Origin of the sequence: Seohaeicola saemankumensis, assembly GCF_042678485.1 — a bacterium.
GTDB lineage: Bacteria > Pseudomonadota > Alphaproteobacteria > Rhodobacterales > Rhodobacteraceae > Seohaeicola > Seohaeicola saemankumensis.
Window position 1 is genome coordinate 42,804 of the sequence record NZ_JBHTKR010000003.1, and the last position, 24,085, is coordinate 66,888.

21 protein-coding genes are annotated in these 24,085 nt (G+C 63.5%); 11 read left to right on the forward strand and 10 right to left on the reverse strand.

What is annotated here, in order from left to right; translation table 11 throughout:
• Nucleotides 1-101: 101 nt before the first annotated feature.
• The 3 genes from ACFQ3C_RS06995 (at nucleotide 102) to ACFQ3C_RS07005 (ending at nucleotide 4,224) form a co-directional block, all read left to right on the forward strand.
• Nucleotides 102-1,958 carry a sigma 54-interacting transcriptional regulator gene (locus ACFQ3C_RS06995; RefSeq protein ID WP_380789871.1) on the forward strand — a complete coding sequence of 619 codons (1,857 nt, stop codon included), beginning with the start codon at nucleotides 102-104 and terminating at the stop codon, nucleotides 1,956-1,958.
• 237 nt (nucleotides 1,959-2,195) lie between these two features.
• Entirely contained in the window at nucleotides 2,196-3,500 is a 1,305-nt protein-coding gene (locus ACFQ3C_RS07000) for a D-amino acid dehydrogenase (RefSeq protein WP_380789872.1), read from the forward strand.
• Nucleotides 3,501-3,711: 211 nt separating this feature from the next.
• Entirely contained in the window at nucleotides 3,712-4,224 is a 513-nt protein-coding gene (locus ACFQ3C_RS07005) for a fasciclin domain-containing protein (RefSeq protein ID WP_380789873.1), read from the forward strand.
• A 283-nt stretch (nucleotides 4,225-4,507) separates the two neighbouring features.
• On the opposite strand, the gene ACFQ3C_RS07010 is transcribed toward ACFQ3C_RS07005, so the two are convergent.
• Nucleotides 4,508-4,744 carry a VPEID-CTERM sorting domain-containing protein gene (locus ACFQ3C_RS07010; RefSeq protein WP_380789874.1) on the reverse strand — a complete coding sequence of 79 codons (237 nt, stop codon included), beginning with the start codon at nucleotides 4,742-4,744 and terminating at the stop codon, nucleotides 4,508-4,510.
• Between the two features lie 987 nt (nucleotides 4,745-5,731).
• Between ACFQ3C_RS07010 and ACFQ3C_RS07015 the strand changes: the two genes are divergently transcribed.
• The 4 genes from ACFQ3C_RS07015 (at nucleotide 5,732) to ACFQ3C_RS07030 (ending at nucleotide 11,670) form a co-directional block, all read left to right on the forward strand.
• Nucleotides 5,732-6,688: a TAXI family TRAP transporter solute-binding subunit gene (locus ACFQ3C_RS07015; protein WP_380789875.1), complete on the forward strand. Its 957-nt coding sequence runs from the start codon at nucleotides 5,732-5,734 to the stop codon at nucleotides 6,686-6,688.
• Nucleotides 6,685-7,173 (forward strand): DUF1850 domain-containing protein, encoded by a 489-nt coding sequence (locus ACFQ3C_RS07020; protein ID WP_380789876.1) that lies wholly within the window; start codon nucleotides 6,685-6,687, stop codon nucleotides 7,171-7,173. Before ACFQ3C_RS07015 ends, ACFQ3C_RS07020 begins: the two co-directional genes overlap by 4 nt.
• A gap of 73 nt (nucleotides 7,174-7,246) precedes the next feature.
• The gene (locus ACFQ3C_RS07025) at nucleotides 7,247-9,289 is read left to right on the forward strand and encodes a TRAP transporter permease (protein ID WP_380789877.1); all 2,043 of its coding nucleotides are present in this window, start codon (nucleotides 7,247-7,249) and stop codon (nucleotides 9,287-9,289) included.
• A gap of 209 nt (nucleotides 9,290-9,498) precedes the next feature.
• A complete protein-coding gene (locus tag ACFQ3C_RS07030) occupies nucleotides 9,499-11,670 on the forward strand; it encodes a S8 family peptidase (protein ID WP_380789878.1) in 2,172 nt (723 codons plus the stop codon).
• A gap of 143 nt (nucleotides 11,671-11,813) precedes the next feature.
• Here ACFQ3C_RS07030 and hemP read toward each other — a convergent pair whose 3' ends face one another.
• From hemP to ACFQ3C_RS07045, 3 genes are all read right to left on the reverse strand, one after another.
• Nucleotides 11,814-11,954 carry a hemin uptake protein HemP gene (gene hemP / locus ACFQ3C_RS07035; RefSeq protein ID WP_380791111.1) on the reverse strand — a complete coding sequence of 47 codons (141 nt, stop codon included), beginning with the start codon at nucleotides 11,952-11,954 and terminating at the stop codon, nucleotides 11,814-11,816.
• A 26-nt stretch (nucleotides 11,955-11,980) separates the two neighbouring features.
• Nucleotides 11,981-12,160: a hypothetical protein gene (locus tag ACFQ3C_RS07040; RefSeq protein WP_380789879.1), complete on the reverse strand. Its 180-nt coding sequence runs from the start codon at nucleotides 12,158-12,160 to the stop codon at nucleotides 11,981-11,983.
• 142 nt (nucleotides 12,161-12,302) lie between these two features.
• Complete coding sequence (locus ACFQ3C_RS07045) at nucleotides 12,303-12,998, reverse strand: fumarylacetoacetate hydrolase family protein (protein WP_380789880.1); 696 nt, start codon at nucleotides 12,996-12,998, stop codon at nucleotides 12,303-12,305.
• Between the two features lie 248 nt (nucleotides 12,999-13,246).
• Between ACFQ3C_RS07045 and ACFQ3C_RS07050 the strand changes: the two genes are divergently transcribed.
• Nucleotides 13,247-13,714: a MarR family winged helix-turn-helix transcriptional regulator gene (locus ACFQ3C_RS07050; protein WP_380789881.1), complete on the forward strand. Its 468-nt coding sequence runs from the start codon at nucleotides 13,247-13,249 to the stop codon at nucleotides 13,712-13,714.
• Nucleotides 13,715-13,723: 9 nt separating this feature from the next.
• On the opposite strand, the gene ACFQ3C_RS07055 is transcribed toward ACFQ3C_RS07050, so the two are convergent.
• The 6 genes from ACFQ3C_RS07055 to ACFQ3C_RS07080 all read right to left on the reverse strand — a co-directional run bounded on the left by ACFQ3C_RS07055 (nucleotide 13,724) and on the right by ACFQ3C_RS07080 (nucleotide 19,567).
• Complete coding sequence (locus ACFQ3C_RS07055; RefSeq protein WP_380789883.1) at nucleotides 13,724-15,028, reverse strand: TRAP transporter large permease; 1,305 nt, start codon at nucleotides 15,026-15,028, stop codon at nucleotides 13,724-13,726.
• A complete protein-coding gene (locus ACFQ3C_RS07060; protein ID WP_380789885.1) occupies nucleotides 15,028-15,534 on the reverse strand; it encodes a TRAP transporter small permease in 507 nt (168 codons plus the stop codon). Before ACFQ3C_RS07060 ends, ACFQ3C_RS07055 begins: the two co-directional genes overlap by 1 nt.
• A 92-nt stretch (nucleotides 15,535-15,626) precedes the next feature.
• Nucleotides 15,627-16,640, reverse strand: coding sequence for a TRAP transporter substrate-binding protein DctP (gene dctP, locus ACFQ3C_RS07065; RefSeq protein WP_380789887.1), 1,014 nt, complete (start codon nucleotides 16,638-16,640; stop codon nucleotides 15,627-15,629).
• 100 nt (nucleotides 16,641-16,740) lie between these two features.
• Nucleotides 16,741-17,352: a 3-isopropylmalate dehydratase small subunit gene (gene leuD, locus ACFQ3C_RS07070; protein ID WP_380789889.1), complete on the reverse strand. Its 612-nt coding sequence runs from the start codon at nucleotides 17,350-17,352 to the stop codon at nucleotides 16,741-16,743.
• Nucleotides 17,353-17,354: 2 nt separating this feature from the next.
• The gene (leuC, locus tag ACFQ3C_RS07075) at nucleotides 17,355-18,761 is read right to left on the reverse strand and encodes a 3-isopropylmalate dehydratase large subunit (RefSeq protein ID WP_380789891.1); all 1,407 of its coding nucleotides are present in this window, start codon (nucleotides 18,759-18,761) and stop codon (nucleotides 17,355-17,357) included.
• On the reverse strand, nucleotides 18,758-19,567 hold the full coding sequence (locus ACFQ3C_RS07080; protein WP_380789893.1) for a GntR family transcriptional regulator: 810 nt from the start codon (nucleotides 19,565-19,567) through the stop codon (nucleotides 18,758-18,760). Before ACFQ3C_RS07080 ends, leuC begins: the two co-directional genes overlap by 4 nt.
• Nucleotides 19,568-19,731: 164 nt before the next feature.
• Between ACFQ3C_RS07080 and ACFQ3C_RS07085 the strand changes: the two genes are divergently transcribed.
• From ACFQ3C_RS07085 to ACFQ3C_RS07095, 3 genes are read left to right on the forward strand one after another with little or no spacing between them, the layout of a single operon-like run.
• Nucleotides 19,732-20,307 (forward strand): tautomerase family protein, encoded by a 576-nt coding sequence (locus ACFQ3C_RS07085; RefSeq protein WP_380789895.1) that lies wholly within the window; start codon nucleotides 19,732-19,734, stop codon nucleotides 20,305-20,307.
• Nucleotides 20,304-22,007 (forward strand): hydantoinase B/oxoprolinase family protein, encoded by a 1,704-nt coding sequence (locus ACFQ3C_RS07090; RefSeq protein ID WP_380789897.1) that lies wholly within the window; start codon nucleotides 20,304-20,306, stop codon nucleotides 22,005-22,007. Before ACFQ3C_RS07085 ends, ACFQ3C_RS07090 begins: the two co-directional genes overlap by 4 nt.
• Nucleotides 22,004-24,082, forward strand: coding sequence for a hydantoinase/oxoprolinase family protein (locus tag ACFQ3C_RS07095; protein ID WP_380789899.1), 2,079 nt, complete (start codon nucleotides 22,004-22,006; stop codon nucleotides 24,080-24,082). The genes ACFQ3C_RS07090 and ACFQ3C_RS07095 overlap by 4 nt, the downstream gene beginning before the upstream one ends.
• The last annotated feature ends 3 nt before the right edge of the window (nucleotides 24,083-24,085 follow it).

The following is a 24,085-nucleotide window of genomic DNA, read 5'->3' on the forward strand; positions in this document are numbered from 1 at the left end:
TAATAGCTTATACTCAAATACACCCTGGATTGCTTTACGATATTTCATAATTTACGATTTTTCGTATTGCCATGCTGCGCCGCAGCGGGCCTGATTGGATCATGCTTGATCTTCACACCCCTCCCGATTCCCTGCTCAATGCCCTGTCCGAGGCTGCGCTGCTGATCGACCTGGCCGAGGACAGGACAGTCGCCGCCAACAGCCGTGCACGCGCCCTGCTGGATCTTCCACAGGACCCGGAGACAACATTCTCGCCGCTGGTCGGTGCGACACTGCCGCAATTCATCGTTTTCGTGGATGAAATCGCCCATCGCGGCGAAGCCTGGAGCCGCGACATCACCCTGGCGACGGCGGGCGGCACACCCCTGCGCTGCGAGATCCGGGGGCGGCTGCTGGAAGACAACCCCTCGCATCTGCTGCTGACCGTTCTGGACCTGGATGAGATGGAGCGGCATGACCGCATCGCCGAAGCGGCCGAGTTGCACCGCTCGGGCCTGCTGGAATGGCGGCGCGCGCAGGGGTTCTTTTCCGAACTGGAACGGCAGAACCAGCTGATCCTGAACGCGGCGGGCGAAGGCATCTACGGGGTCAATGCCGACGGCAAGACCACATTCCTGAACCGCGCGGCACAGGAAATGCTGGGCTGGACCGCAGAGGATCTGCTGGGGCAGGACATCCATTCGGTGATCCACCATCACCATCTGGATGGCGAGGTCTATCATTCGCATGACTGCCCGATCTACCAGTCCTTCCGCTTCGAACAGGTCGCCCGGATCGAGGACGAGGTATTCTGGCGCAAGGATGGCAAGCCGATCCGCGTCGAATATGTCTCGACCCCGATCTATGACCAGAAGGTGCTGGCCGGTGCCGTGGTCATCTTCCGCGACATCACCGAGCGCAAGGAAAACGAACGCAAACTGCGCGAGGCGATGGAAGAGGTCGCCGCCCTGCGCGACCGGCTCGAACAGGAAAACGCCTATCTGCAAGAGGCGATCACATCCGAGCGGGCGCATCATGACATCATCGGCCGTTCGCCCGCGATCCGCCAGCTTGTCACCAAGATCGGGCTGGTCGCCCAGACTGACGCGACGGTTCTGATCACCGGCGAGGCCGGAACCGGCAAGGCGCTGGTCGCCACCGCCATCCACAGCGACAGCCCGCGCCGCCGCCGCCCGCTGATCCATTTCAAATGCGGATCAGTGACCGCCGACGCGACCGAGGCGGAATTGTTCGGGCAGATGCGTGGCGCCTTTCCCGGGGCGCTGCGCGACAAGCCCGGCAAGCTGGAACTGGCCCATGGCGGCACATTGTTTCTGGATGACGTCTCGGAACTGCCGCTGGAACAGCAGGGCAGGCTTTTGCACGCGCTTCAGGCGGGCGAGGTGTCGCGCCTGGGTGATACGCGGGTGCGCCAGATCGACATTCGCGTGATCGCCGCCACGACGAAGAACCTGGAACACGAGGTTGCCGCCGGGCGCATGCGCGAGGATCTGTGGCTTTTCCTGAATGTCTTTCCGATCACCTGCACCCCGCTGCGCGACCGGCCCGAGGATATCCCCGAACTGGCGGTGCATCTTCTGGATATCGCCTGCAAACGGATGAACCGGCCCCGCACCGTGATCACCGAACGCATCATGGAACGCCTCTGCGCCTATCGCTGGCCGGGCAATGTGCGCGAATTGCGGAACGTGATCGAACGCGCCGCGATCCTGTCTACCGGGGGCAAGCTGATGGTTGAACTGGGCAATGATGCGCCGGTCCGCACACCCGCGCCACAAGCCATCCGGACCGAGGCCGAGATCCAGCAGGCGATACGCGACAACCTGGTGGCCTGCCTGCGCGAAACCGGGGGAAAGGTGTCGGGCCCCGATGGCGCCGCAGCCCTTCTGGGGGTGCAACCCACGACACTTTATTCGCGCATCCGCACGATGAAGATCACCCCGCAGGACTACGGCTGAGGCAGCCCTTGCCAAGCCGAAACAGCGCGGCGGGCAGATCGCCGGCGATTCCTTGAATCGTCCGTCGATAATTCGCAAGACATCGAATAAGTTCGAAGATTGTTCCATCTATCGGCACTAATGTCGTGTTTTCTTCGGAAAACTTGGGTTTCCGGCATGACAATCGCCAGAACATTTCCAACGGGATGCCTATGATGCCGCGCAATCTGACATCTGTCCTATCGGAAGGGATCTGGCATGAAGATCGTGGTTCTTGGCTCTGGCGTCATCGGGGTAACTTCGGCCTGGTATCTGGCGCAGGCCGGGCATGAGGTGACCGTGATTGATCGCCAGCCCGCCGCAGCGCTGGAAACCTCTTTCGCCAATGCGGGCGAGATCAGCCCCGGCTATTCCTCGCCCTGGGCTGCGCCGGGCATCCCCCTCAAGGCATTGAAATGGATTTTCATGGAGCACGCGCCCCTGATCATCCAGCCGAAACTGGACATGACGAAACTGCGCTGGATGGCGCAGATGCTGGGCAACTGCACGACAGCGGCCTATGCCGTGAACAAGGCGCGCATGGTGCGGCTGGCCGAGTATTCCCGCGACTGTCTGACCGCATTGCGCGGCGACACCGGCCTCAGCTTTGACGAGCGTCAGCAAGGCACGCTGCAACTGTTCCGCACCCAAAAGCAACTGGATGCCGCCACAAAGGATATCGAGGTGTTGCGCCAGGGTGGCGTTGCCTTCGAACTGCTGGACCGGGCCGGTTGCCTTGCCGCAGAGCCGGGATTGCGCGCATCAGCCGACCGGATCGTGGGCGGGCTTCGCCTGCCGGGGGACGAAACCGGCGATTGCTTCAAGTTCACCCAAGGGCTGGCCGCGAAAGCCGCAGCGCTTGGCGTGACCTTCCGGCACGGCATATCGATTGATCGCCTGAACATGGCGGGCGGCCGTATCACGTCCGTCACCACATCGCAGGGCGACGTCACGGCAGATGCTTTCGTCATGGCGCTTGGCAGCTATTCCCCCCGGCTGGTCGCGCCCCTGGGCCTGCGCCTGCCGGTCTATCCGGTGAAGGGCTATTCCATCACCATGCCCATCGTGGACGAAGCCCGCGCGCCGGTATCGACCGTCATGGATGAAACCCACAAGATCGCCATTACCCGCCTTGGCGACCGTATCCGCGTGGGTGGCATGGCCGAACTGGCCGGTTTCGATCTGTCCCTGAGTGAAAAGCGCAAGCGCACATTGCTGCATTCGGTCGAGGATCTTTTCGGCGGTGCAGGCGACACCCGGCAGACGCAGTTCTGGACCGGCCTGCGCCCGATGACGCCCGATGGCACGCCGGTTGTCGGCAAGACCCCCGTGGCAAACCTGTTCATGAACACCGGCCACGGCACACTGGGCTGGACGATGGCCGCAGGGTCGGGACGGGTGCTGGCCGATCTCATCTCGGGCGGCGCCACGCAGATCGACAGCAGCGACCTTGGACTTGACCGTTACACCCGCACCCCGGCGCGCGGCATGGTCAAGGGCAACCTGAGACCAGCAACCGCCTGATTGCCACGCCAAGCCGCGCGACAGACAGCGTTATCCTGATCCGCAGTCCACCCTGTCAGCCCGCAAGGCTGGCAGGGATCAAAAATGTTCCGGCGGATCAATCACACGCATGACGTGTTATTGTGAACGAAATTGATCCAATGGGAACCGATCTCCGTAACCTCTGATAGGCGTCCGATTTTAGGGATGCTTTATCAACTGGGAGAATACTATGCAGTTTACCATGAAATCCGCCACCCGCCGCAATGTCTTCAAAGGCGGAGCAGCGCTTGCATTTGCCGCGACCCTTGCCGCCTGCGCCCCCATGGCCTCCGAGCCTGATGTCGTCGACATCCTGGCCAGCAACGACCAGTTCAGCACGCTTGTCGCCGCAGTCGGCGCTGCCGGTCTTGCCGAGACGCTCAAAGGCGACGGCCCCTTCACCGTCTTCGCCCCCACCAATGCTGCCTTTGCCGCCCTGCCAGCCGGCACTGTCGAAAGCCTGTTGCTGCCCGAGAACAAGGACACTCTGGTATCGATCCTGACCTACCATGTGGTGCCGGGCGCGGTAACCTCGGACCAACTGGCAGGCCAGCGTCTGGATGTGGAAACCGTGCAGGGCCAGACCGTGCACATCAACGCCACCGATGGCGTGCGCGTGAACAAGGCCAATGTCACGCAGGCCGACATCATCGGCTCGAACGGTGTGATCCACCGTATCGACAGCGTGCTTTTGCCGAAGTGATCCGGCAAACACCGGTTTTGTGACACAAAAACGGGGGCAGGTCATACCTGCCCCCTTTTCTTTATAAGCACCGTTCCGATGCCACGGCGGGGGATCATCCGCGTCGCGCGCCCTCAATTCTTTGCCACCTTCGCCTGCGGCGAGACTGGTCCGAGACTGGGCCGATACTGGGCGTTTAGGGAGATGCCAGACCGCCAAAGCCGGTCAGAAAAGCTGTTTCCAGCAAAAAAGGGGCGCGGGGATAATGTCCCCACGCCCCCTTATTCATCCGCCGGTGCCTTGATCAGGCGCGCTGGCGACGATTGCGTTCCCAGACCAGCGCGACCACTGCCAGAACGGCAGCCAATGCCAACAGGCCGGTCGATGCGTCGATTTCCGGGACACTGGCCACAGAGGTGTTGGCAGGCACAACCTCGCCACCCGACACCGGCGTGTTGGTGCCCGAAGAAGACAGGGTTGAGCTGGAGTAAGACGACCCACCGCCCGGACGGGACGAGCGGCCACCCATTGCCAGAGCCATTGAAGCGGTCATTGCGAAGCTTGTAGCAGCAACAAGCGACGTCGAGATAATTCTTGATGCAATCACGCTATGCGTTCCTTAACTAGATTTTCCCCCAAGACGACGGCAGCCGCCTGACTAGAAACAATTCACTCGGAACGGATACTATTTCAAGTTGACTATACATATAGAATTGCACCTCGGGCAATGAAAAACCTTCTTTTTGCCACAATTAATTGGCTCTTTCTGGAAACACCGCCCCTTATTTTGCACAGATTGTCATCAATTTGTGGACGATTGGCAGGGTTCTGACCACTACAGGTAGCTCAGCGGCGCCGATCAGACCCTTTTTTGCGAATCTCGGACTCCAAGAACCACCTTTGGATAGCACGGGAATTTCCAGCCTGCCCCAAGGCCATCGGCACATAGGCTGCAAGACGGGACAGGCGCAGAATGGTCGTCACCCCCGCCCAGATGGACACAGCCCCTTGGATCCGGACCTTGCCGGGATGAAGACAGGATCACAGCCCCGGGATGAACAACTCCGCCGACGATCGGAGGGGCATGCGCCCTCAACCCGCGCGACCCCGCCCCCACCCCGTCCGCGCGGCAATCAGCGAATTCGTGACGTCTTGTCAGCAAAGCCCGCTGAGACCCGTGATCTGGATGGCTTTTGATGTCTTGCCGCCGCGTGAGACACCGTTTGGCGAAAATCTCGGATGCCTTGCAACGCGGGTTGAGGCGGCACCCTGCGCGCCAACCCATTGTTACAACAGAAATTATCTGGATTTGAATGCCGGGTGACGCCAAGTGGCGGCTTTTCTGCGCGCCACTTTGACAGAACGTCTGGCTGTCGCAGGACAGCCGGATTCACATCCGGATCGCAAAATATGCAGCCGGCGATGCGCGTCTGCATCCGATCTTGGTTGACCTGCGGGGCTTCAACGTGTTTTTTCCCTGCACCAAAGTTCGCGACAAACGCGACATCATTACCGGGAGAGAGTAACTATGAAACATCTGCTTATCGCAGCAACCGCGGCCCTCGCACTTGGCACCGCGGCCCATGCCGAGGAGCTTTCGATTGCCACCGGCGGAACCGGTGGCGTCTATTACCCCTATGGCGGCGGTCTTGCCGAAGTGATCGGCAAGCATGTCGACGGCTTCACGGCCAGCGTCGAAGTGACCGGCGCATCGGTCGAGAACATGGCGCTGATCCAGCGCGGCGAAAGCGATCTGGCGCTGGCGCTGGCTGATGCGGTCTACCAGGCCTATACCGGCACCGGCAAGTTCGAGGGCAAGGCGATCCCGGAAGCGCGTGCGCTGGCCTCGATCTATCCCAATGCGGTGCAGCTCGTGACTCTGGCCGACAGCGGCATCACCAGCCTCGAGGACCTGCGCGGCAAGCGCGTGTCCGTGGGTGCGCCCGGTTCGGGTACCGAACTCAGCGCTCAGGTCATCCTGGCTGCCAACGGCATCACCTATGAGGATTTCGACCCTCAGCGCCTGAACTTCAACGAGACTGCCGATGCAATCCGTGACGGTGACATCGTCGCAGGTTTCTGGAGCGTCGGACCGCCCACCTCGTCGATCATGAACCTGGCGGCCACCCGCGAGATCAGCGTCGTCGCACTGACCGCCGACGAGATCGCAAAGGCCCGCGCGGCCGAACCGACCTTTGCCCCCTACACGCTGCGCGCCGGCATGTATGACGGCATGGCCGAAGCGGTCACGACCATCTCGACCCCGAACGTCCTGGTGGTGCATGCCGACATGGACGAAGAACTGGCCTACAACATCACCAAGGCAATGTACGAGAACGTGGCAGAGCTGATCGCGATCCATCCCGCGGCCAACGACACCACGATCGAATTCTCGATCGCTTCCACCCCGATCCCCTTCCACCCCGGCGCGCTGCGCTACCTGGAAGAAGTGGGCGCTGCCGTGCAGGATCACCAGCGCAAGTGATCCGCTTATTGGCGGGGCGGTTCTTCGGAACCGCCCTTCTTGCTTGCGTGGCGACGGCAAGCCTGATCTGCGCCGCACCCGTTCTGGCCCAGCCGCTGCTTGTGGCGGAAAGCCGTCAGGGACTTGTGATCGGGCAGCTGCGTTTCGATCCTGGCCAGGAAGTCTGCCTGTCCTGGTCGCATTCCGTGACGGGCGGCCCTGTGTCCGACTGTTTCGAAAACAAGGATGGCATCCTGATGCTGACGCGATCCTATCTGCATGATTTCGCCGCCGGCCTTGGCGAGGTTGCTGGACGCGGGACCCTGCGTTCCGCGGAAGGTGGCGGCTACTGGATCGACGGCATAGACGAGCCGATCCCCGGCAACGCGCTTCCCTTGCGCGTGGGCGCCCCGCGCGTCGCACATGTTCTGCGAGGGTCCGGGCAACGGCTGAACCTCAGCGCACGGGCCGCTGGCGCGCGCGTCAACCTGCGGCTGATCCCGTAGAATCCCTGACACGACAACCCCAAGGCTGACCCGATACCGAAGTGCCACCCCCGTGTACCGACAGGACCACATCATGACCGACCCGAAAACCGATCCAACCGCCGCAACATCGTCGCAAGCCGCATTGCCGCCGACCGCGCAATTGTCGGATCTCGTTCAGCCGCGTCCGATCCTGTGGATCATCACGCTGTCCGCAATCGCCATGTCGCTGTTCCAGATGTATACGGCCGGGATCGAACCGCTTGGCCTGTTCTACCAGCGGTCGGCGCATCTGGGTTTCGTGCTGTTCCTGGCGTTCCTGATCTTTCCCGTCACAGGCCCGACCAAGCCGCGTGGCACGATTGGCTGGATCATCGATGCGGCCTTCCTGACGGCGGCTTTCCTGAGTGGTTTCTATATCTTCTACTTCCTCGACGATATCATCGACCGGGCGGGGTGGTGGACCCAGACCGACATCGTGATGGGGATCATCGCCACCGTGGCCGTGCTTGAGGCCAGCCGCCGCGTTGTGGGGCTTGGCATGACCATCATCGGGCTGATCGCCATTGCCTATGCCCTGGCCGGTCCGCGCGGGGCCCTGCCCTGGCTGGGCGAATGGATGCCGGGGATCCTGTCGCATCGCGGCGCCAGCGTGGATCGCCTGGTGGGGCAGCTCTATCTTGGTCAGGAAGGGATCTTCGGCCTGCCGCTGGGGGTGGCCGCGACCTATGTGTTCATGTTCGTCCTGTTCGGCGCCTTTCTGGAAGTGACCGGCGCGGGCAAGTTCTTCATCGACCTGGCCTTCGCCGCCACGGGCCGCAAGCCGGGCGGACCTGCCAAGGCGGCCGTGATCGCATCGGCGGGCATGGGGTCTATCTCGGGCTCGGCCATCGCCAACGTGGTCACGACCGGCGCCTTTACCATCCCGCTGATGAAAAAGCTTGGCTACAAGGCAAAGGAAGCGGGCGGGATCGAGGCCGCTGCCTCGACGGGCGGGCAGATCACACCGCCGCTGATGGGCGCTGGTGCGTTCCTCATCTCGGAATATACCAATGTGCCCTATATCGACATCGTGATGGTGTCGATCTTCCCGGCCATCCTTTATCTGGGCACGGTCTACCTGTTCGTGCATCTGGTGGCGATGAAGGCGGGCATGACCGGCATGTCGGCAGCAGAATTGCCCGTGGTGCGGCATGTGCTGGCCGCAGGCTGGCAGTTCATCGTGCCGCTGCTCGTGTTGATCTGGCTGCTGGTCAACAACATCTCGCCGACGCGCGTGGGCTTCTGGGCGATCATCTCGGTCATCGCGGTCACGGCGCTGCGCTCAGGCTTTACCCTGATGTTCCTTGACCCGAAAGCCGGCAAGCCCCTGACGGGGGAACGGTTGCGCGAAGCGATCTGGAGCGGGGTCCGCCTGATCGGGCAGGCGCTTGAGCTGGGCGCGCGCAACGCAGTCGCGGTCAGCGTGGCCTGTGCGGTGGCCGGCATCATCGTGGGGGTCGTGGGCCTGACCGGTCTGGGGCTCAAGTTCTCGTCGATGATGATCTCGCTCTCGGGCGGGAACCTGGCGCTTGCGCTGATCTTCGTGCTGATCGCCAGCCTGATCCTGGGCATGGGCCTGCCGGTGACAGCCGCCTATATCGTGCTGATCGTTCTGGTCGGTCCGGCGTTGAACCAGGAATTCGGCGTGCCGCTGCTGATCGCGCATCTGGTGGTGTTCTGGTACAGCCAGGACAGCAATGTGACCCCGCCGATTGCGCTGGCAGGTTTCGCCGGGGCCGCGATTGCGGGATCGAAACCGATGGAAACCAGCATGCAGGCCTGGAAATACGCCAAGGGCCTGTATCTGATCCCCGCCTTCATGGTCTACAACCCCGAGATCATCATGGGCGGCGAGACCTGGTATGTGATCTGGACAGGTGTGATCGTGGTGATCGGTCTTGTCGGGTTTGCGGCCGCGATCGAAGGCTATCTGTTCACCTGGATGGACAAGCTGTCGCGCATCCTGGTGGTGCCCGGCGTCATTGCCATTTTCAACCCGGATGAGATCATCGAAGCGGCGGGCGCCGCCGTCGTTCTTGGGATCATCGCGTTGAACTGGGCCAAGAGCCGGCGGAACAGGCCACAACAGGCCTGACCTTTCGTACAGGTTATCCGCCTGACGCAGCCCTGTCGCGACCGAAAAACTGGCGCCCGGCCACGAAAGTGTCCGGGCGGCCCAACGACTGGTTGCCCAGAAAGCAAAGCTTGCGCTAGAATCATATTTACCGTGCGTCCGTTGTGTGACCTTCAACTTTATCTGGTGCTTGCCGGTCCTACAGCCTGAACCATAAGAGGCACGTCCGCGTGGGTCGCTACCTGAAAAAGATGCATCTTGCGGCCATGTCCTGCCTTGTTCTGGCGGGCTGCGGCGGCGGCGGCGGTGGCACGGCTACGGCGGTGCTGAACCTGATGGTCGAGACCCTGACCGGGGGCACCTTCAGTGCCGAAGCCTTGTCGGTCAGCCGCTACCAGAGCATCACGACCGATTGGCTCCGCGCGGCGCAAGACGAACGCAACACCGCGCGATTCCAGATACAGAATTTTTCGTGGTACGCGGACAGCAACGGAAACGGACAGCAGGATACGAACGAGAGAGGTTACGAGAGCTTCTCGCTTGCCTCATCGCGGGTGGACTATGCCCATGCTGCGGGGCTTGCCGGAACCGGGCAGATCATCGCCGTTGTAGACGGTGATTTTCTGCCAACCCACGAGACCATTTCAGGCCGCGTCCTGTCATACACGCCCCCCAGTGACACGACCAATTTCACCCGGGAAGAGATTGACCATGGTACGGCGGTGGCCTCTGTTGCCGCAGGTCTTTCCGGGTCCATGATCGGTGTCGCCTATGAGGCGGAATTGTTGCTGAACTCCTACAGCACGCTGCAGGATCTGACCGATGCCACCAATCTGGCGCGAACCAGGGGCGCCATCGTTCAGAACAATTCATGGGGTTTCGCGAATAGTCCCGCAACAAACACCACGTTTAACAATGCGTTGCAGACCCCCAGTGGCAGCAACTACCTGAACGCCCTGCGAAACTATACGCAGAATGGCATCGTTGTCTTTGCTGCGGGAAACAACCCGACAGATACCACCGCCGGGTTGATGGAGGCGCTGCCCCTCTTCGTGCCCGAACTGGAGCCGGGCTGGCTGACCGTGATCAGCGGCGTGCCGGTTTTCGACGACACCCGCATCCTGAGTGTGCAAAGGATATCCGCCCCCTGCCTGCAAGCGGCGCGCTGGTGCATCGCGGCCGACGGATCATGGAGTGGCGCAAGTGCGGACAGTGCCAGCAGCTATGCGACACGTCCGTTGATCGGCACGTCCTTCGCGGCCCCCGTGGTATCCGGCGCCATCGCGTTGCTGGCCGAGGCGTTTCCGACGCTGACCGCCCATGACCTGCGCGCCCGCCTGATCGCCACGGCGGACAATCAGTTCGCCGGCTTCAACGCCTCGGGTCGGCTGGAGGTCATACCCGGTTCCGGCGTGTTTCACGATTTCAGCACCGAATGGGGTCACGGCTTTCTGGATCTGCGCGCCGCCCTTCTGCCCATCGGCACGCCGGTGGCCCGCATGGCCGACGGCACGGTGCAGGTTGCCGATCAGCCGATGATCGTGGCCGGTGGTGCCACTGGGGACGCGGTTGCGCGCAGCCTGGCGGCTGTGCCGGTGCTGGTTACCGATGCTCTGGGCGGGGATTTCACCATGCCGGGGTCCGCCCTGACCGCCGCGCCATCCGCCCCGCCGATCAGTGCACAGCTGTTGCAGAGCCTGTTCAGCGGGGATCAGCGTCCGGGCGTGATACAGGCCTATGGCGGGGCTGACATGGCCATCAGCAATGGTGGCTTCGAAATGGCATTCATCGCGCCTGACGCCAGCCGCACGGTCAGTGGCGATCCCGCCATGGCCGCCACCGTCGGCCAGAAAATTGCCGCCGCCGGGGGCGAGGTTTTCATCGGCCTGAACATCACCCGTGACGATGGCACGTTGCTGCCGGGGATCGGCGGGCAGTCGAACACGCTGGCCGCGCTGGAACTTGGCTTTACCCACCAGAACAGCAGCGGCGCCTTCCTGGAACTGGGCGGCAGTTTCGGCATGGCCCCCGGCGGGGCTGGCGCGGCCCTGTCACAGCAATCCGACGTGCGCTTCAACGCCTTTCGTGTCGAGGCGGGGCAAAGGGATGTGCTGCGGACCGGCGACAAGCTGCGCTTCAGCGTCTCGCTTCCAATCGCGGTAACATCGGGCAGGACCGAAATTGCCCTGCCGGTAGCCCGCAGCGCAACAGGCATCAACTACCAGCAGGTCGGTATCGACTATGCCCCGCGTGATCGCGAGATCAACCTGTCGGTCACCTATGACGCCCCCATCGGACGTGGCACGGATCTGTTCGTGGGCGCGATCCATGCGATCAACCACGGTCACATCGCCGGGCAGCGGGACACGGCCGCGATCCTGGGGTTTCGCAAGACATTCTGAAGGGTAGTGACAAGGCCGCAGGCCCCACTGCATCACTGTTAAAGGTGCGGTTGAGGGTGGCTTGTGGATGGGTCCCACAGCCACAAACCAGCCAGACCTGCTGGCGCCGCCGGGGCATGGCCCTGCGGTCGCCCGGCTTGCGTTCACTTCGTCAGGATCAGCTTTCCGGCGCGTGTGATACGCAGGGTATAGATCTGGCCATCCAGTTCGATCCGGGCTTGTGATCCGCCTTGAGTCAGGTCGCGCGCGGCATGGCTGGGCGGCCCGTCGGGGCGGGGCTGCATCTGGGCGGTGACTTGGCGCAGGGTGATCATGGGCGTGACCCGCGACCGTTGGTGTATTCGATCCGGTCAAGCCAGGTTTCGATGTTGCAGGCATCCGGCAGGCTCAAGCCTTGCAGCAAATCCAGCGCGATCATGTGATCGCGGCCAGTATCGACCGGGGCATGCGGTCTTTCGAAAAGGGGATGATGTCTGTTCTGGGGCGACATGGCGGAAGTCCTTTCATCTTGCGATTCGGGCTTCCCCTCAGTGAAAGCGGGGGTGGCTGGAACACCTCCATATCTGACAAAAAAACCCGGATACGTCAATCCGAGTTTTTCTGTCAGGTATTAATTTCCCGGCTCCCCTGCGTCAGGCTGCAGCGCCGATCGTCAGGCTGATCGGCTCAAGCCCGTCGATCCCTCCGGTGATCACATCGCCCGGCAGAACGGCGCCAACACCGGCAGGCGTGCCGGTCATGATCAGGTCGCCGGGCTGCAAGTGATAGAAGCCGGACAGGTGGCTGATGATCTCGGGGACGGACCAGACCAGTTCAGCCAGGGTCGCGTCCTGCCGGACTTCGCCGTTCAGGGACAGGTGAATGCGCTGATCTGCAACCGCGCCAAAGGCGGCGGCCTTGGTGATCGGGGCGAACACGGCGGAATTCTCGACATCCTTGCCCAGATCCCAGGGGCGTTGATGTGCCCGTTCGGACAGTTGCAGATCCCGCCGCGTCATATCCAGCGCGCAGCAATATCCGTAGACGCTATCCATCGCCTGATCGACGGCAACCTTGAAGGCCGGTGCGCCAATGGCCACCGCCAGCTCCATCTCGTAATGGTAGTTGTCCGTGCCCGGCGGATAGGGCGCGGTCGCCCCGCTGAGGATCGCCGAGGCCGTGGATTTCGTGAAATAGAATGGTTTCTCGCGATCCACCGCGATCCCCATCTCGGCAGCATGCGCGGCATAGTTGCGCCCCACGCAGAAGATGCGACGGATCGCATAGGTCGCGGTCTCGCCCTTCACGGGTATCGCGGGAATGGCGGGCAGATCGAACAAATGGCTCAACGGTTGGGCTCCTCTTGTTTGCCCATTGCCTCCTGCAATGGGCGTCGTGTTGCGGCTCAGGGTGCTGCCCTGCCCCGCATCGTGATCTATAAGTCCAAAATCCGGCAGGGAAAACGTATCTTTTCCCGGCACAGTCCAAAGCCATGCCACGGCCCGCGGATCACGTCGCATACAAACGATGTGCATACTTGTCTAATGCGATCCGGCAACGGTAACCTGCCGGGGAACAGCGCAGCGATTGGAATTGCATGATTGAACTTCATGACATGGCGGGACACCTGATCAGACGGTTGCACCAGATCTCGGTTTCGGTCTTTGCGGAAAGGATGAAGGCGGCCGGCGTGGATTTGACACCGGTGCAGTTTGCCGCCCTCTGCGCCCTGGACGCGAACCCTGACATAGACCAGGCCACGCTGGCCGGACTGATCGCCTATGACAGGGTCACCATCGGCGGGGTCGTTGACCGGCTGGAGGGCAAGGGCCTGATCAGCCGCACTGTCAGCCGACAGGACCGCCGCGCCCGTTCGTTGCGCCTGACCGCTGCGGGTGTGGCCTTGCTGGACCAGGTGCGCCCGATCGTGCGCGGCTTTCAGGATGATATCCTGACCGGCCTGTCCGCCGATGAGCGGGCGCAGTTCATGACCCTGATGCGCAAGACCACGCGGGCCGGCAACGACCAAAGCCGCGCGCCGCTGCAAGCGCCCAGGCCGGGCTGACCGCCCGCCCTAGCCCGGCAGCCAGAGGGCCAGCGGCGGGAACAGGATCAGCAGCGCGACCAGGCAGAGCGAGCACAGGATGAACGGGATCGCGGACATGTAGATGTCGCGCATCGTCGTATCGGGCGGAGCCACGCCTTTCATGACGAACAAGAGCAACCCGAAGGGCGGTGTCGTAAAGCTGATTTCCAGCGCCAGCAGCATGATCAGGCCGAACCAGATCGGATCGAAGCCCAGGCTTGCCGCCAGCGGAAAGAAGATCGGCACGGTCAGCAGCATCATGCTGATCTGTTCCATGAACATGCCCAGAAGCAGAAGAACCCCGAACATCACCAGCAGCATGGCGATGGGTTCCAGATCGAAACCTGTGGCCCATTTGATCAGCCCGCTGGAGGCGCCCGAAAACGCCAGAAGCTGGCTGAAGGTGGCGGAACCGAAGACGATGAGATAGGCCATCAACGTCACGCGCAGCGCGCCGACGATGGATTTCTTGACCGCCTCCCATGTCAGGCAGCGGAAGATCACGGCCAGGATCAGCACGCCCAGCGCACCGAAGGCCGCCGCCTCGGAGGGGGTGACGACCCCGCCGACCATCATCGCCACGATCACCACCATGACACCCACCATGGGCACCACATCGCGCAGGAACAGCGAGAGTTTCTGGCCCAGGGTCATCGGCTCGACCTCGTAGGCGGGGGCGGCGTCGGGGTCGATTTTCGTCTGGATGAAGATCGTCGCCAGGTAGAAGGCGGCAAGGATCAGGCCGGGGATTATTCCCGCGATCAAGAGCTTGCCCACGTCTATCCGCGCCAGTGTCGCCAGCAGCACCGCCAGCGCCGAGGGCGGGATGATGATCGCCAGACCACCCGTGCCCAGGATCGGGCCGATGGACATGTGTTTCTTGTAACCACGCCGGTTCATTTCCGGCACCATCAGCGATCCCAGCAGCGCAGTCGATCCCATGGACGAACCCGAGAGCGTGGAAAAGCCGGTGCCGCCCAGAACGGTGACATAGGACAGCCGCCCCGGCAGCTTGCCCAGCAGCTTGTCGATGGCGTTGAACATGCGCCCGCCAAGCCCGGTATGAAAAAAGATCTCGCCCATCAGCAGGAACAGCGGGATGGGCACCAGCGCGAAACTGGTCAGCGATCCCAGCCCGTTGTTGAGCAGCGCACCGATGCCGCGTTCGCCGCCCATGAAAACCCAGGCGCCGACGATGTTCGCGGCCAGAAAGGCCAGCGCCACCGGCATGCCGATTGCCATCAGCGCCAGGATAGACCCCAGTAGCAGGCCAAGTGCCTCATACCATTCCATTATTCGTGTATCCCTGCTTCACCGGAATGCATCAGCTCGGTCCCGAAGACAAAGCGCGAAAACTCGATCGCCATCAGACCGAAACAGATCGGGAATGACACGGTCAGGATCCAGCGCGGAAAATAATAGGCGCGCACATCATAGTCGTTGCGCGCGATGTTGGTCTGGAACAGCTCGAAGCCTTTCCAGGCCAGGATCAGGCTGACCAGCACACAGGCCAGCGCGACACCCCGGCTGACCAGTCGGCGCAGCGCGGGCGGCAGGGCGGCGGTGACCAGTTCGATATGCACATGGCCCTTTTCCCGCACCAGCCAGGGCGCGCCCAGCATGGTGATGTAAAGCATCGCATATTCGGTCGAGGTGAAGAGCCACGCCCAAGGCTGCATGCCGATATTACGCATGCCCACCGACATGATGACCGCGATCATCACCCAGACCAGCATGGCCCCGGCAAGAACGGCCATGCCGTAAAGGATCAGGGAATAGAACCGGCTCAACTGCTGCATAAGTGCCTCTGGCGGTCGGGTGCGGTTCAGTTTTCATGTCCGCACCGGGAAGGGAAAGCGCGGCCCCGTCACGGGGGCCGCGCAGACCGGACTTACTTGTCCAGTTCGGCGTTGTAGAACAGGCCGATCAGCGTGTCATACTGGCCGTCACCCATCGGGCTTTCCGCCATCAGGCCCTTCATGCGGCCCCAGGTCTTTTCGCGGGCGGCCGCCAGGTAGTTGGCGCGCGCTTCACCCTGAAGCTCGACCACTTTCATGCCGCCGGCCTCGAGTGCCGCGAAATCCTCGTCACGCTTGACGCGCAGCGCTTCGACGGACGCCTTTTCATGCTCGATTGCGACATCCTGAAGGATGGTCTTGGCCTCGTCGGACAGGCTGTTCCACTTTTCCAGGTTCACGATCACGCCCAGGTCGGTCGAGAAGAAGCTCGGCTCGACACGGTAGTTCAGGAACTCGTTCCACTTGAGGTCGATCAGGCCGATCTGGGTCCAGCCGGTCGCATCCACCACGCCACGCTCAAGCCCGGCATAGACTTCGGTCGTGGGCAGGTCGATCACCTGTGCGCCCAGATATTCGGTGAAGAAGGCGTTGTAGACCGCGTTGCCGCGCAGCTTGATGCCCGAGACGTCAAGATTGCCGTTCGCATCCAGCTTGGGCTCGTCCTTCATCCACAGGTTATAGCTGACGCCGCTGTCGAACCAGCCCAGGTACTTGACGCCCATCTTGGCCTGATGGATTTCGTCGATCAGGGCGATGCCGCCATTCTCGCGGGCTTCAACGGCCGTCAGGTTGGACGCGACCAGCGCATCCTTCTCGGGCAGCGCGCCACCGTAGAAGCTGCCGGGGGTGTAGACCATGTCCACGATCCCGTCGCGCACGGCGTCGGGCTGCTGGAACATGCCGATGGCCTCGGGGCCGCCGCGCACTTCGATCTGCACGACACCTTCGCCGGCCTTGTTCACCTTGTCGACGAACTGCAGGAAGGATTGCGTATAGATCAGCGTGCCGGGGAAGGCGTGGACGGCGGTCAGGGTTTCCTGTGCCGTGGCGACCGCGCCGAACATGGTGGAACCGGCGACAATTCCGCCGATAAGGGTCATTTTCATCGTTCTCTCTCCTTTTTCGGGGGTGGCCCCCGCCCTGTTGAAGGTGCCCTTTCAGGGTCACCCGATTGGTGCCACGCGCCACATCAGGCGCGCGGGTCTTTCAAGTCTCCTGCGGCAGCATGGCATGGGGCGCATGTTTCGCCCTTGCCGCGCGGAAAGCCGCGATTGCCGCGCCATGGCTGGCGGTCATGTCGATGTCGTCCCAGCCGTTCAGCAGTTTCAACCGCCAGATCGGATCCAGATCGAAGGCGATCACCTCATTCCCGATGCGGATCACGCCATCCGTCAGATCCACGGTCATCACGGCCGCATCAACGCCCAACCGCGCGATCAGCGCCTCGATCTTGTCCTCTGGCAGGCGGGCCGGCAAAAGGCCGTTGTTCACGGCGTTCGAGGCGAAGATATCCCCGAAACTGGGCGCGATCACCGCCTTGATGCCAAAATCCACCAGCGCATAGACCGCCGCCTCACGTGAGGAGCCGGACCCGAAATTGCGACGTGTGACCAGGATGCTGGCCTCTGGGTGACGGTTCAGGGGCATGTCGGGGCGCACCGCGCCCTCGGCATCGAAGCGCAGATCGTGCAGCAGATAGGGGCCATAGCCATCCTTGCGCGGCACCGACATGAAGCGCGCGGGGATCAGCTGATCGGTGTCTATATTGTCCTGCGGCAGCGCCACGGCCCGACCTTCGATGATGTTCCAGCCCGCCATGTTCACATCCGCCCTTCCAGCAAAGGGCGCACATCGGTCAGCGTGCCGGTCACGGCAGCGGCGGCGACCATCGCGGGGCTCATCAGATGGGTGCGAGCGCCGCGCCCCTGACGGCCCTTGAAGTTGCGGTTGGTGGACGAGGCGCAGCGCTTGCCCGGCGCGACCAGATCGCCGTTCATGCCGACGCACATGGAACAGCCTGCTGCGACCCAATCCAGCCCGGCTTCGGTGAAGATCCGATCCAGCCCTTCCTGTTCCGCCTGCGCCTTGATCAGGGCCGAACCGGGCGAGACAAGACCCGGAACCCTGGACTTGCGGCCCGCCAGAACGGCGGCTGCCATGCGCAGATCCTCGATCCGGCCATTGGTGCAGGACCCGATGAAGACCTGATCGACGGGCGTGCCTTCGATCCGCTGGCCGGGGGTCAGGCCCATGTAATCCATCGCGGCACGGGCCTGATCGGCACGTCCACCTTGCAGTTTGGCGGGATCGGGCAGGCTGGCGGTGATCGGCAACGCCTCTTCCGGGCTGGTGCCCCAGGTTACGGTGGGGGCGATGGCCGCGCCGTCCAGTGTCACTTCGCGGTCGAACACCGCACCTTCATCCGTGGTCAGCGCGCGCCAGTCCGTGACGGCTGCGTCCCAAACCGCACCAGTGGGCGCATAGGGGCGGCCCTCGATATAGGCGAAGGTCACATCATCCGTGGCAATCATGCCACAGCGCGCGCCGCCCTCGATAGACAGGTTGCACAGCGTCATGCGCCCTTCCATCGACAGCGCCCGCACCACAGGCCCTGCATATTCGATGGCATGGCCGCGCGCGCCGTCCGCACCCAGTTCGGCGATCCATGACAGCGCCAGATCCTTGGCCGTGACTGAAGGGCCAAGCTGGCCCGTCACCGTGATCCGCATTGTTTTGGGGCGCTTCTGCCAGATCGTCTGGGTGGCCAGCACATGCGCCACTTCGGTGGCCCCTATCCCGAAGGCCAGCGCGCCGAAGGCGCCATGCGTGGAGGTGTGGCTGTCGCCGCAATTGATCAGCAGGCCCGGCAGGGTCAGCCCCTGTTCCGGCCCCATCACATGCACGATGCCCTGACGCGGATCGCGCATCCCGAAGCAGCGGATACCATGGCGGGCCGTGTTTTCTTCCAGCGTGCGGATCATCCGCGCGATATCCGGGTCACCGATCCGGTCGCGGTTCCGGGTGGGGGCGTAGTGATCGACCACGCCGATGGTCAGCGCAGGTTCTGCCACGGGCAAGCCGCGTTCGGCCAGTTTGGCGAAAGCGTGGTGCGAGCCTTCGTGCACCAGATGACGGTCCACCCAGAGGAGGGATGCGCCATCCTCGCGCCGCAGCACTTCATGCGCGTCCCAGACCTTGTCGAACAATGTGCGGGGATGCGCGCTCATTCCGCGGCCTCCCGCGTGGCGGGATCGCCGATCACCGGCTCCCAGTGCCGCGCGGCACCCTGGCCGACGCGATTCAGGGTCATTTCCAGCCGGAAGGCATCGGCGCGATAAAGCGCAGAAAGGTATTCGACCCCCTGCCCGCTGACATCCCGCACCACCCGGCGCAGCGACAGCAGGGCAGAACCCACGGACACGCCCAGCGCCTCGGCCACATCGGGCGAGGCGAGGGTAGCGGTGACGGATTGATGCGCCGCATCGACCTGCACGCCCGAGCGTTCCAGCAGGCGAAACAGCGGCGTCGTGGCCAGATCGGCCTCGGTGTAGTTGGCGGCGATGGCTTCGGGCACATAGGTTGTCAGATGCGAGAAGGGCCGCCCGTCAACCAGGCGCACGCGCACGGCGGTCTGCACCCGCGCCCCATCCGGCAGGGCCATGGCCCTGGCCACCACTGCGGGCGCGGGGCCGTAGGAGAAGGACAAAAGCCGCGCGGTCGTGGCCTGACCCATGGCCACAAGCTGCGGGATCAGCGTGGTAAAGTCAGCCGCCAGCGGGGCCGCCGCCCCCTCAGGGGCGCGCACGACGCTGCCGCTGCCGACGCGCTTTTCGATCAGCCCATCGGCGGCCAGCGCCTCGAGCGCGCGGCGGATGGTAACGCGCGAGACGGCATGGACTTCGGCCAGACGCTGCTCACCCGGAAGGCTGCTACCGGGCACGTAGGTTCCATTGGAAATGTCATCGCGCAGCAGCAGATAGACCCTGCGCGCCTTGCCACCTTCCGGAAGACCTGCCCTGCCCTGCGTGTCCAAATCATTCCCCCAAAATGCCGGCCAAACGGACCGGATTCGCCTTCAACCGTATCAACGGTTTTTTGAAAAGCAAGCAATCCGTCACCTCAAGGCGCAAATATTTGCGCTTTCCAGATACCACTATCTGTATTACCAAAGATACAGATTTCAGAGGGAGGGATGCGATGCCGATCATCGAGGCGCATGTTCTGGAAGGCTATGACAATGATGCGAAAACGCGTCTTGGCAAGGCTTTGACCGATGCGGTGCAGCTTGTCGTTCCCGCCGCCCCAGATGCCATCACCGTGATTCTGCACGAGATGCCGCGCACCCACTACATGCGCGGCGGCACCCATCGCAGCGGTGCACCTGCCCTGCCCGATCCTTGTGCAGCGGTGCGCGATTATCTGGCGGCGATGGAAGCGCGCGACCTGGACAGCGCCCGCGCCATGCTGGGGGCAGGTTTCGTGATGAACTTTCCCGGCGCATCCGGCCTGACCACGCTGGAAGAGCTGATCGCATGGTCGAAACCGCGCTACCGTTTCGTCAAGAAAACCTATGACGGGTTCGAAGCCCTGCAAGGCGAGGGTTGCGCCGTCGTCTATGCGCGCGGCACGCTATACGGCGAATGGCCCGATGGCGCGCCGTTCGACAGCATCCGCTTCATCGACCGCTTCGAGGTCACGGCGGGCAAGATCACCCGTCAGGACGTCTGGAACGACATTGCCGAAGTCAAAGCATCAGGACACCCGAACGCATGACCCAGACCGCCGATATCGACCCGATCACCCTGGCCGTTCTGGCCGGCCGGATGGAACAGATCGCCGACGAGATGGACGCGACCCTGTTCCGCGCCGCGTTCAACCCGATCATCGCCGAGGCGCATGACGCCAGCCACGGGCTTTATCACGCGGTCAGCGGCGACACGCTGGTGCAGGGCAAGTCCGGCTTGCCGATCTTCGTGGGCGTCATGTCATTCGCCGTGAAAGCGGTGATCGACAAGGCCGCAGAACATGGCGAGATCCGCGACGGCGATATCTATATCTTCAACGACGCGCATCTGGGCGGCACCCATCTGTCGGACATGCGTCTGGTGCGCCCTTATTTCCGGGATGGGCAGTTGTTCTGCTATCTCGCCTCGGTCGGGCATTGGCATGATGTGGGGGGCGCGGTTCCCGGCAACTACAACCCCGCCGCCACGGATGCCTTTCAGGAGGCGTTTGTGCTGCCGCCCGTCCGCCTTGCGCGCGGCGGCGAGGTGAATACCGATATCATCGACATCCTGATGCGCAACACGCGCCTGCCGCAATCGGCCATGGGCGATCTGAACGGGCAGTTGGGCGCGCTGGACCTGGGCGTGCGCCGGATGGACGAATTGCTGGACGAATACGGTGCCGACACCGTGCGCGCGGCGCTGGACGCGCTGGGGCACCGGGCAGAAGCGCTGATGCGGGCCGAGTTGACCGCCCTGCCGGATGGGCGCTGGGAAGCGCTGGATTACCTGGACAATGACGGGATCACCGATGTGGCCCTGCCGATCAAGGTCGCGCTGGAGATCAAGGGCGACCGGATGGTGCTGGATTTCGCTGGCACCGCACCGCGTTGTGCCGGGCCCGTCAACATCGCGCTGCCCACGGCGGTGGCCACGGCCTATGTGGCGATCAAGCATATCTTTCCGGCCCTGCCCGCCAATGCCGGTGTCATGCGGCCCATTGATGTGCGTATCCCCGAAGGATCATTGCTGGCGGCCGAATTTCCCGCGCCCGTGGGCGGCTATACCGAAACGATCCTGCGGATGATCGACGTGATCTTTGCCGCCGCCGGTCAGGCCGCGCCCGACCGCGTGGTGGCCAACGCCTATGGCACGATCAACGCGCTGTCGATTGCGGGCAAGCGCAAGAACGGCCAGCCTTGGGTGATGTTCAGCTTTTACGGCGGCGGTCATGGTGGATCGCCGGAAAGCGACGGGTTGAACCATGGCAACGCGCCGATTTCCACCGCGACGATCCCCCCGATGGAGATCCTCGAGGCGGCCTATCCCGTGATGTTCCGCAAATGGGCGCTGCGACCCGACAGCGCCGGGGCAGGTGCCCATCGCGGGGGCTTGGGTGCCATCTATGAGATCGAAGTGCTTGAGGAAAACGGAGCCGAGGCGTTCCTGTTCGGTGAACGCGGGCGTTTCGCGCCCAAGGGGGCCGCAGGCGGCGGCGAGGCGGCGTTGAACGTCTTTTCCTACGAACAGGCCGATGGCTGGCATCATCCACCACTGGCCTCGAAGATGCGCGGCATCAAGCTGACGCAGGGCCAGGCCGTGCGGTTGGAAACACCCGGCGGCGGGGGCTATGGCCAGGCGGCGGACCGCGACCCCAAGGCTGTCGCGCATGACGTGGCACTGGGGCTGATCAGCGCGGATGAGGCCGACAAGGCCTATGGCGACGCATGGAAAGGGGTTCAGGCATGAGCGAGGCAACAATCGCGGGCCGCATGATCGGCGTCGATGTCGGCGGCACCTTCACGGATGTGTTCGTGCTGGACGAGGCCGCAGGCACGGCCACGGTCGCCAAGGTGCCGACCACGCGGCCCGACCAGTCGGGCGGATTTCTGGACGGGATCGGGCGGCAGGTGTCGGACCTGTCAAGCGTCGCCGTGGTCGTGCATGGCACCACCGCGGGCACCAACGCCCTGCTGGAACGCAAGGGTGCCAGGATCGGCGTGATCACCACCGAAGGGCTGCGCGACGTGCTGGAGATGCGGCGGCGCGACCGGCCCCGGACTTGGGGTCTGCGCGGGGATTTCACGCCCGTGGTGTCGCGCGATCTGCGCCTTGAGGTGCCGGAACGCACGCTGGCCGATGGCACGATCCGCACGCCCGTCGATCTGGACGCGGTGCGCGCTGCCGCGCAAACGCTGATGGATCAGGGCTGCGCCGCCGTGGCGGTGATGTTCGCCAATGCCTATGCCAATCCGGCCAATGAGGCGGCGGCGGTGGCGGCGATCCGCGAAATCTGGCCGAACCCGCATGTCTCGGCCTCCTCCGAGATCCTGCCGGAGATCCGCGAGTTCGAGCGGTTTTCGACCACGGCGCTGAATGCCTATCTGCAACCCGAGGTCTCGGGTTATCTGGACCGTCTGGAAACCGCGCTGAAACAGGGCGGTTTCGGTGGCGAGTTCATGATCGTGCAATCCAATGGCGGGGTGATGGCAGTGGATACCGCCTGCCGTCTGCCGGTCCGCACGGCGCTGTCGGGGCCCGCCGCGGGGGTGATCGCGGCGGCCTATATCGCGCAGACCGCAGGCTTTCCCGATGTGATCACGGGCGACATGGGCGGCACCAGCTTTGACGTGTCGCTGATCGCGGGCGGGCAGTCGATGCTGTCGCCGCAGACCTCCATAGATTTCGGCATGGTCGTACGCTCGCCGATGATCGAGATCACGACGATCGGCGCGGGCGGCGGGTCCATCGCATGGGTCGACAAGGGCGGCTTGCTGATGATCGGGCCGGAAAGCGCCGGATCGAACCCTGGCCCCGTGGCCTATGGCCTTGGCAACACGCGTCCCACGGTGACGGATGCCAATGTGGTGCTGGGCCGGATCGACCCGGACAACCCCATCGGCGGCAAGCTCACGCGTCTGGACGTGGAGGCCGCGGCGAAAGCCATCGACGCGCATGTGGGCAAGCCCCTGGGCCTGTCGACCCTGGCCGCGGCCGAGGCGATCCTGCGGGTCGCCAACAGCCGCATGGCAGGCGCGATCCGTCTGGTCAGCATCGAGCGCGGTTTTGATCCCAAGCGTTTCGCCTTCATGCCCTTCGGTGGCGGGGGCGCGCTGCATTCCGGCGCGATGCTGGCGGATGTGGGATTGGCGCGGGCGATTGTACCGCGCTATCCCGGCGTCACCTCGGCCATGGGCTGCGTGATCGCCGACATGCGCCAGGATTTCGTGCAGACCATCAATGCCATGGTGGACGGTCTGGACGAGGGCGCGCTGGCCGGTTTCATGCAGTCGCACATGACGCAGGGCATGGCGATGCTGGACGCGGCCCAGACCCGGTTCGAGGCGCGCGAAACGGCGTTCGAGCTGGACATGGCCTATGTCGGGCAGACGCATACCGTGGCGGTGCCGCTGCCGGTGACGATCACGGATGGCCGGGTCGTGCCGCCCACCCGCGCCCAGATCGCCGCGGCTTTCGATGCCGCCTACAAGGCCACCTATGGCCGGTTGCTGCCCAAGGGCGCGCGGCGGGTGATGAACCTGCGCTCTGCCGTGACGGGACGGCGACCGAAGTTCGATCTGGCGACCCTGGCCCCGCGCGGAACAGGCACGGCCGAGGACGCCCGCAAGGGCGCGCGCCCGGTGCATTTCGGCGACCAGTGGCATGATACCGCCATCTACAACCGGCTGGACCTGCCGGTGGGTGCCGTGATCCACGGCCCCGCCATTCTGGAGCAACCCGACACAACGGTGTTGATCGAACCGGGCCTGACCGGCACGGTGGATGCCTATGGCAACACCATCATCACACGGCAGGAGGTTTGAGCC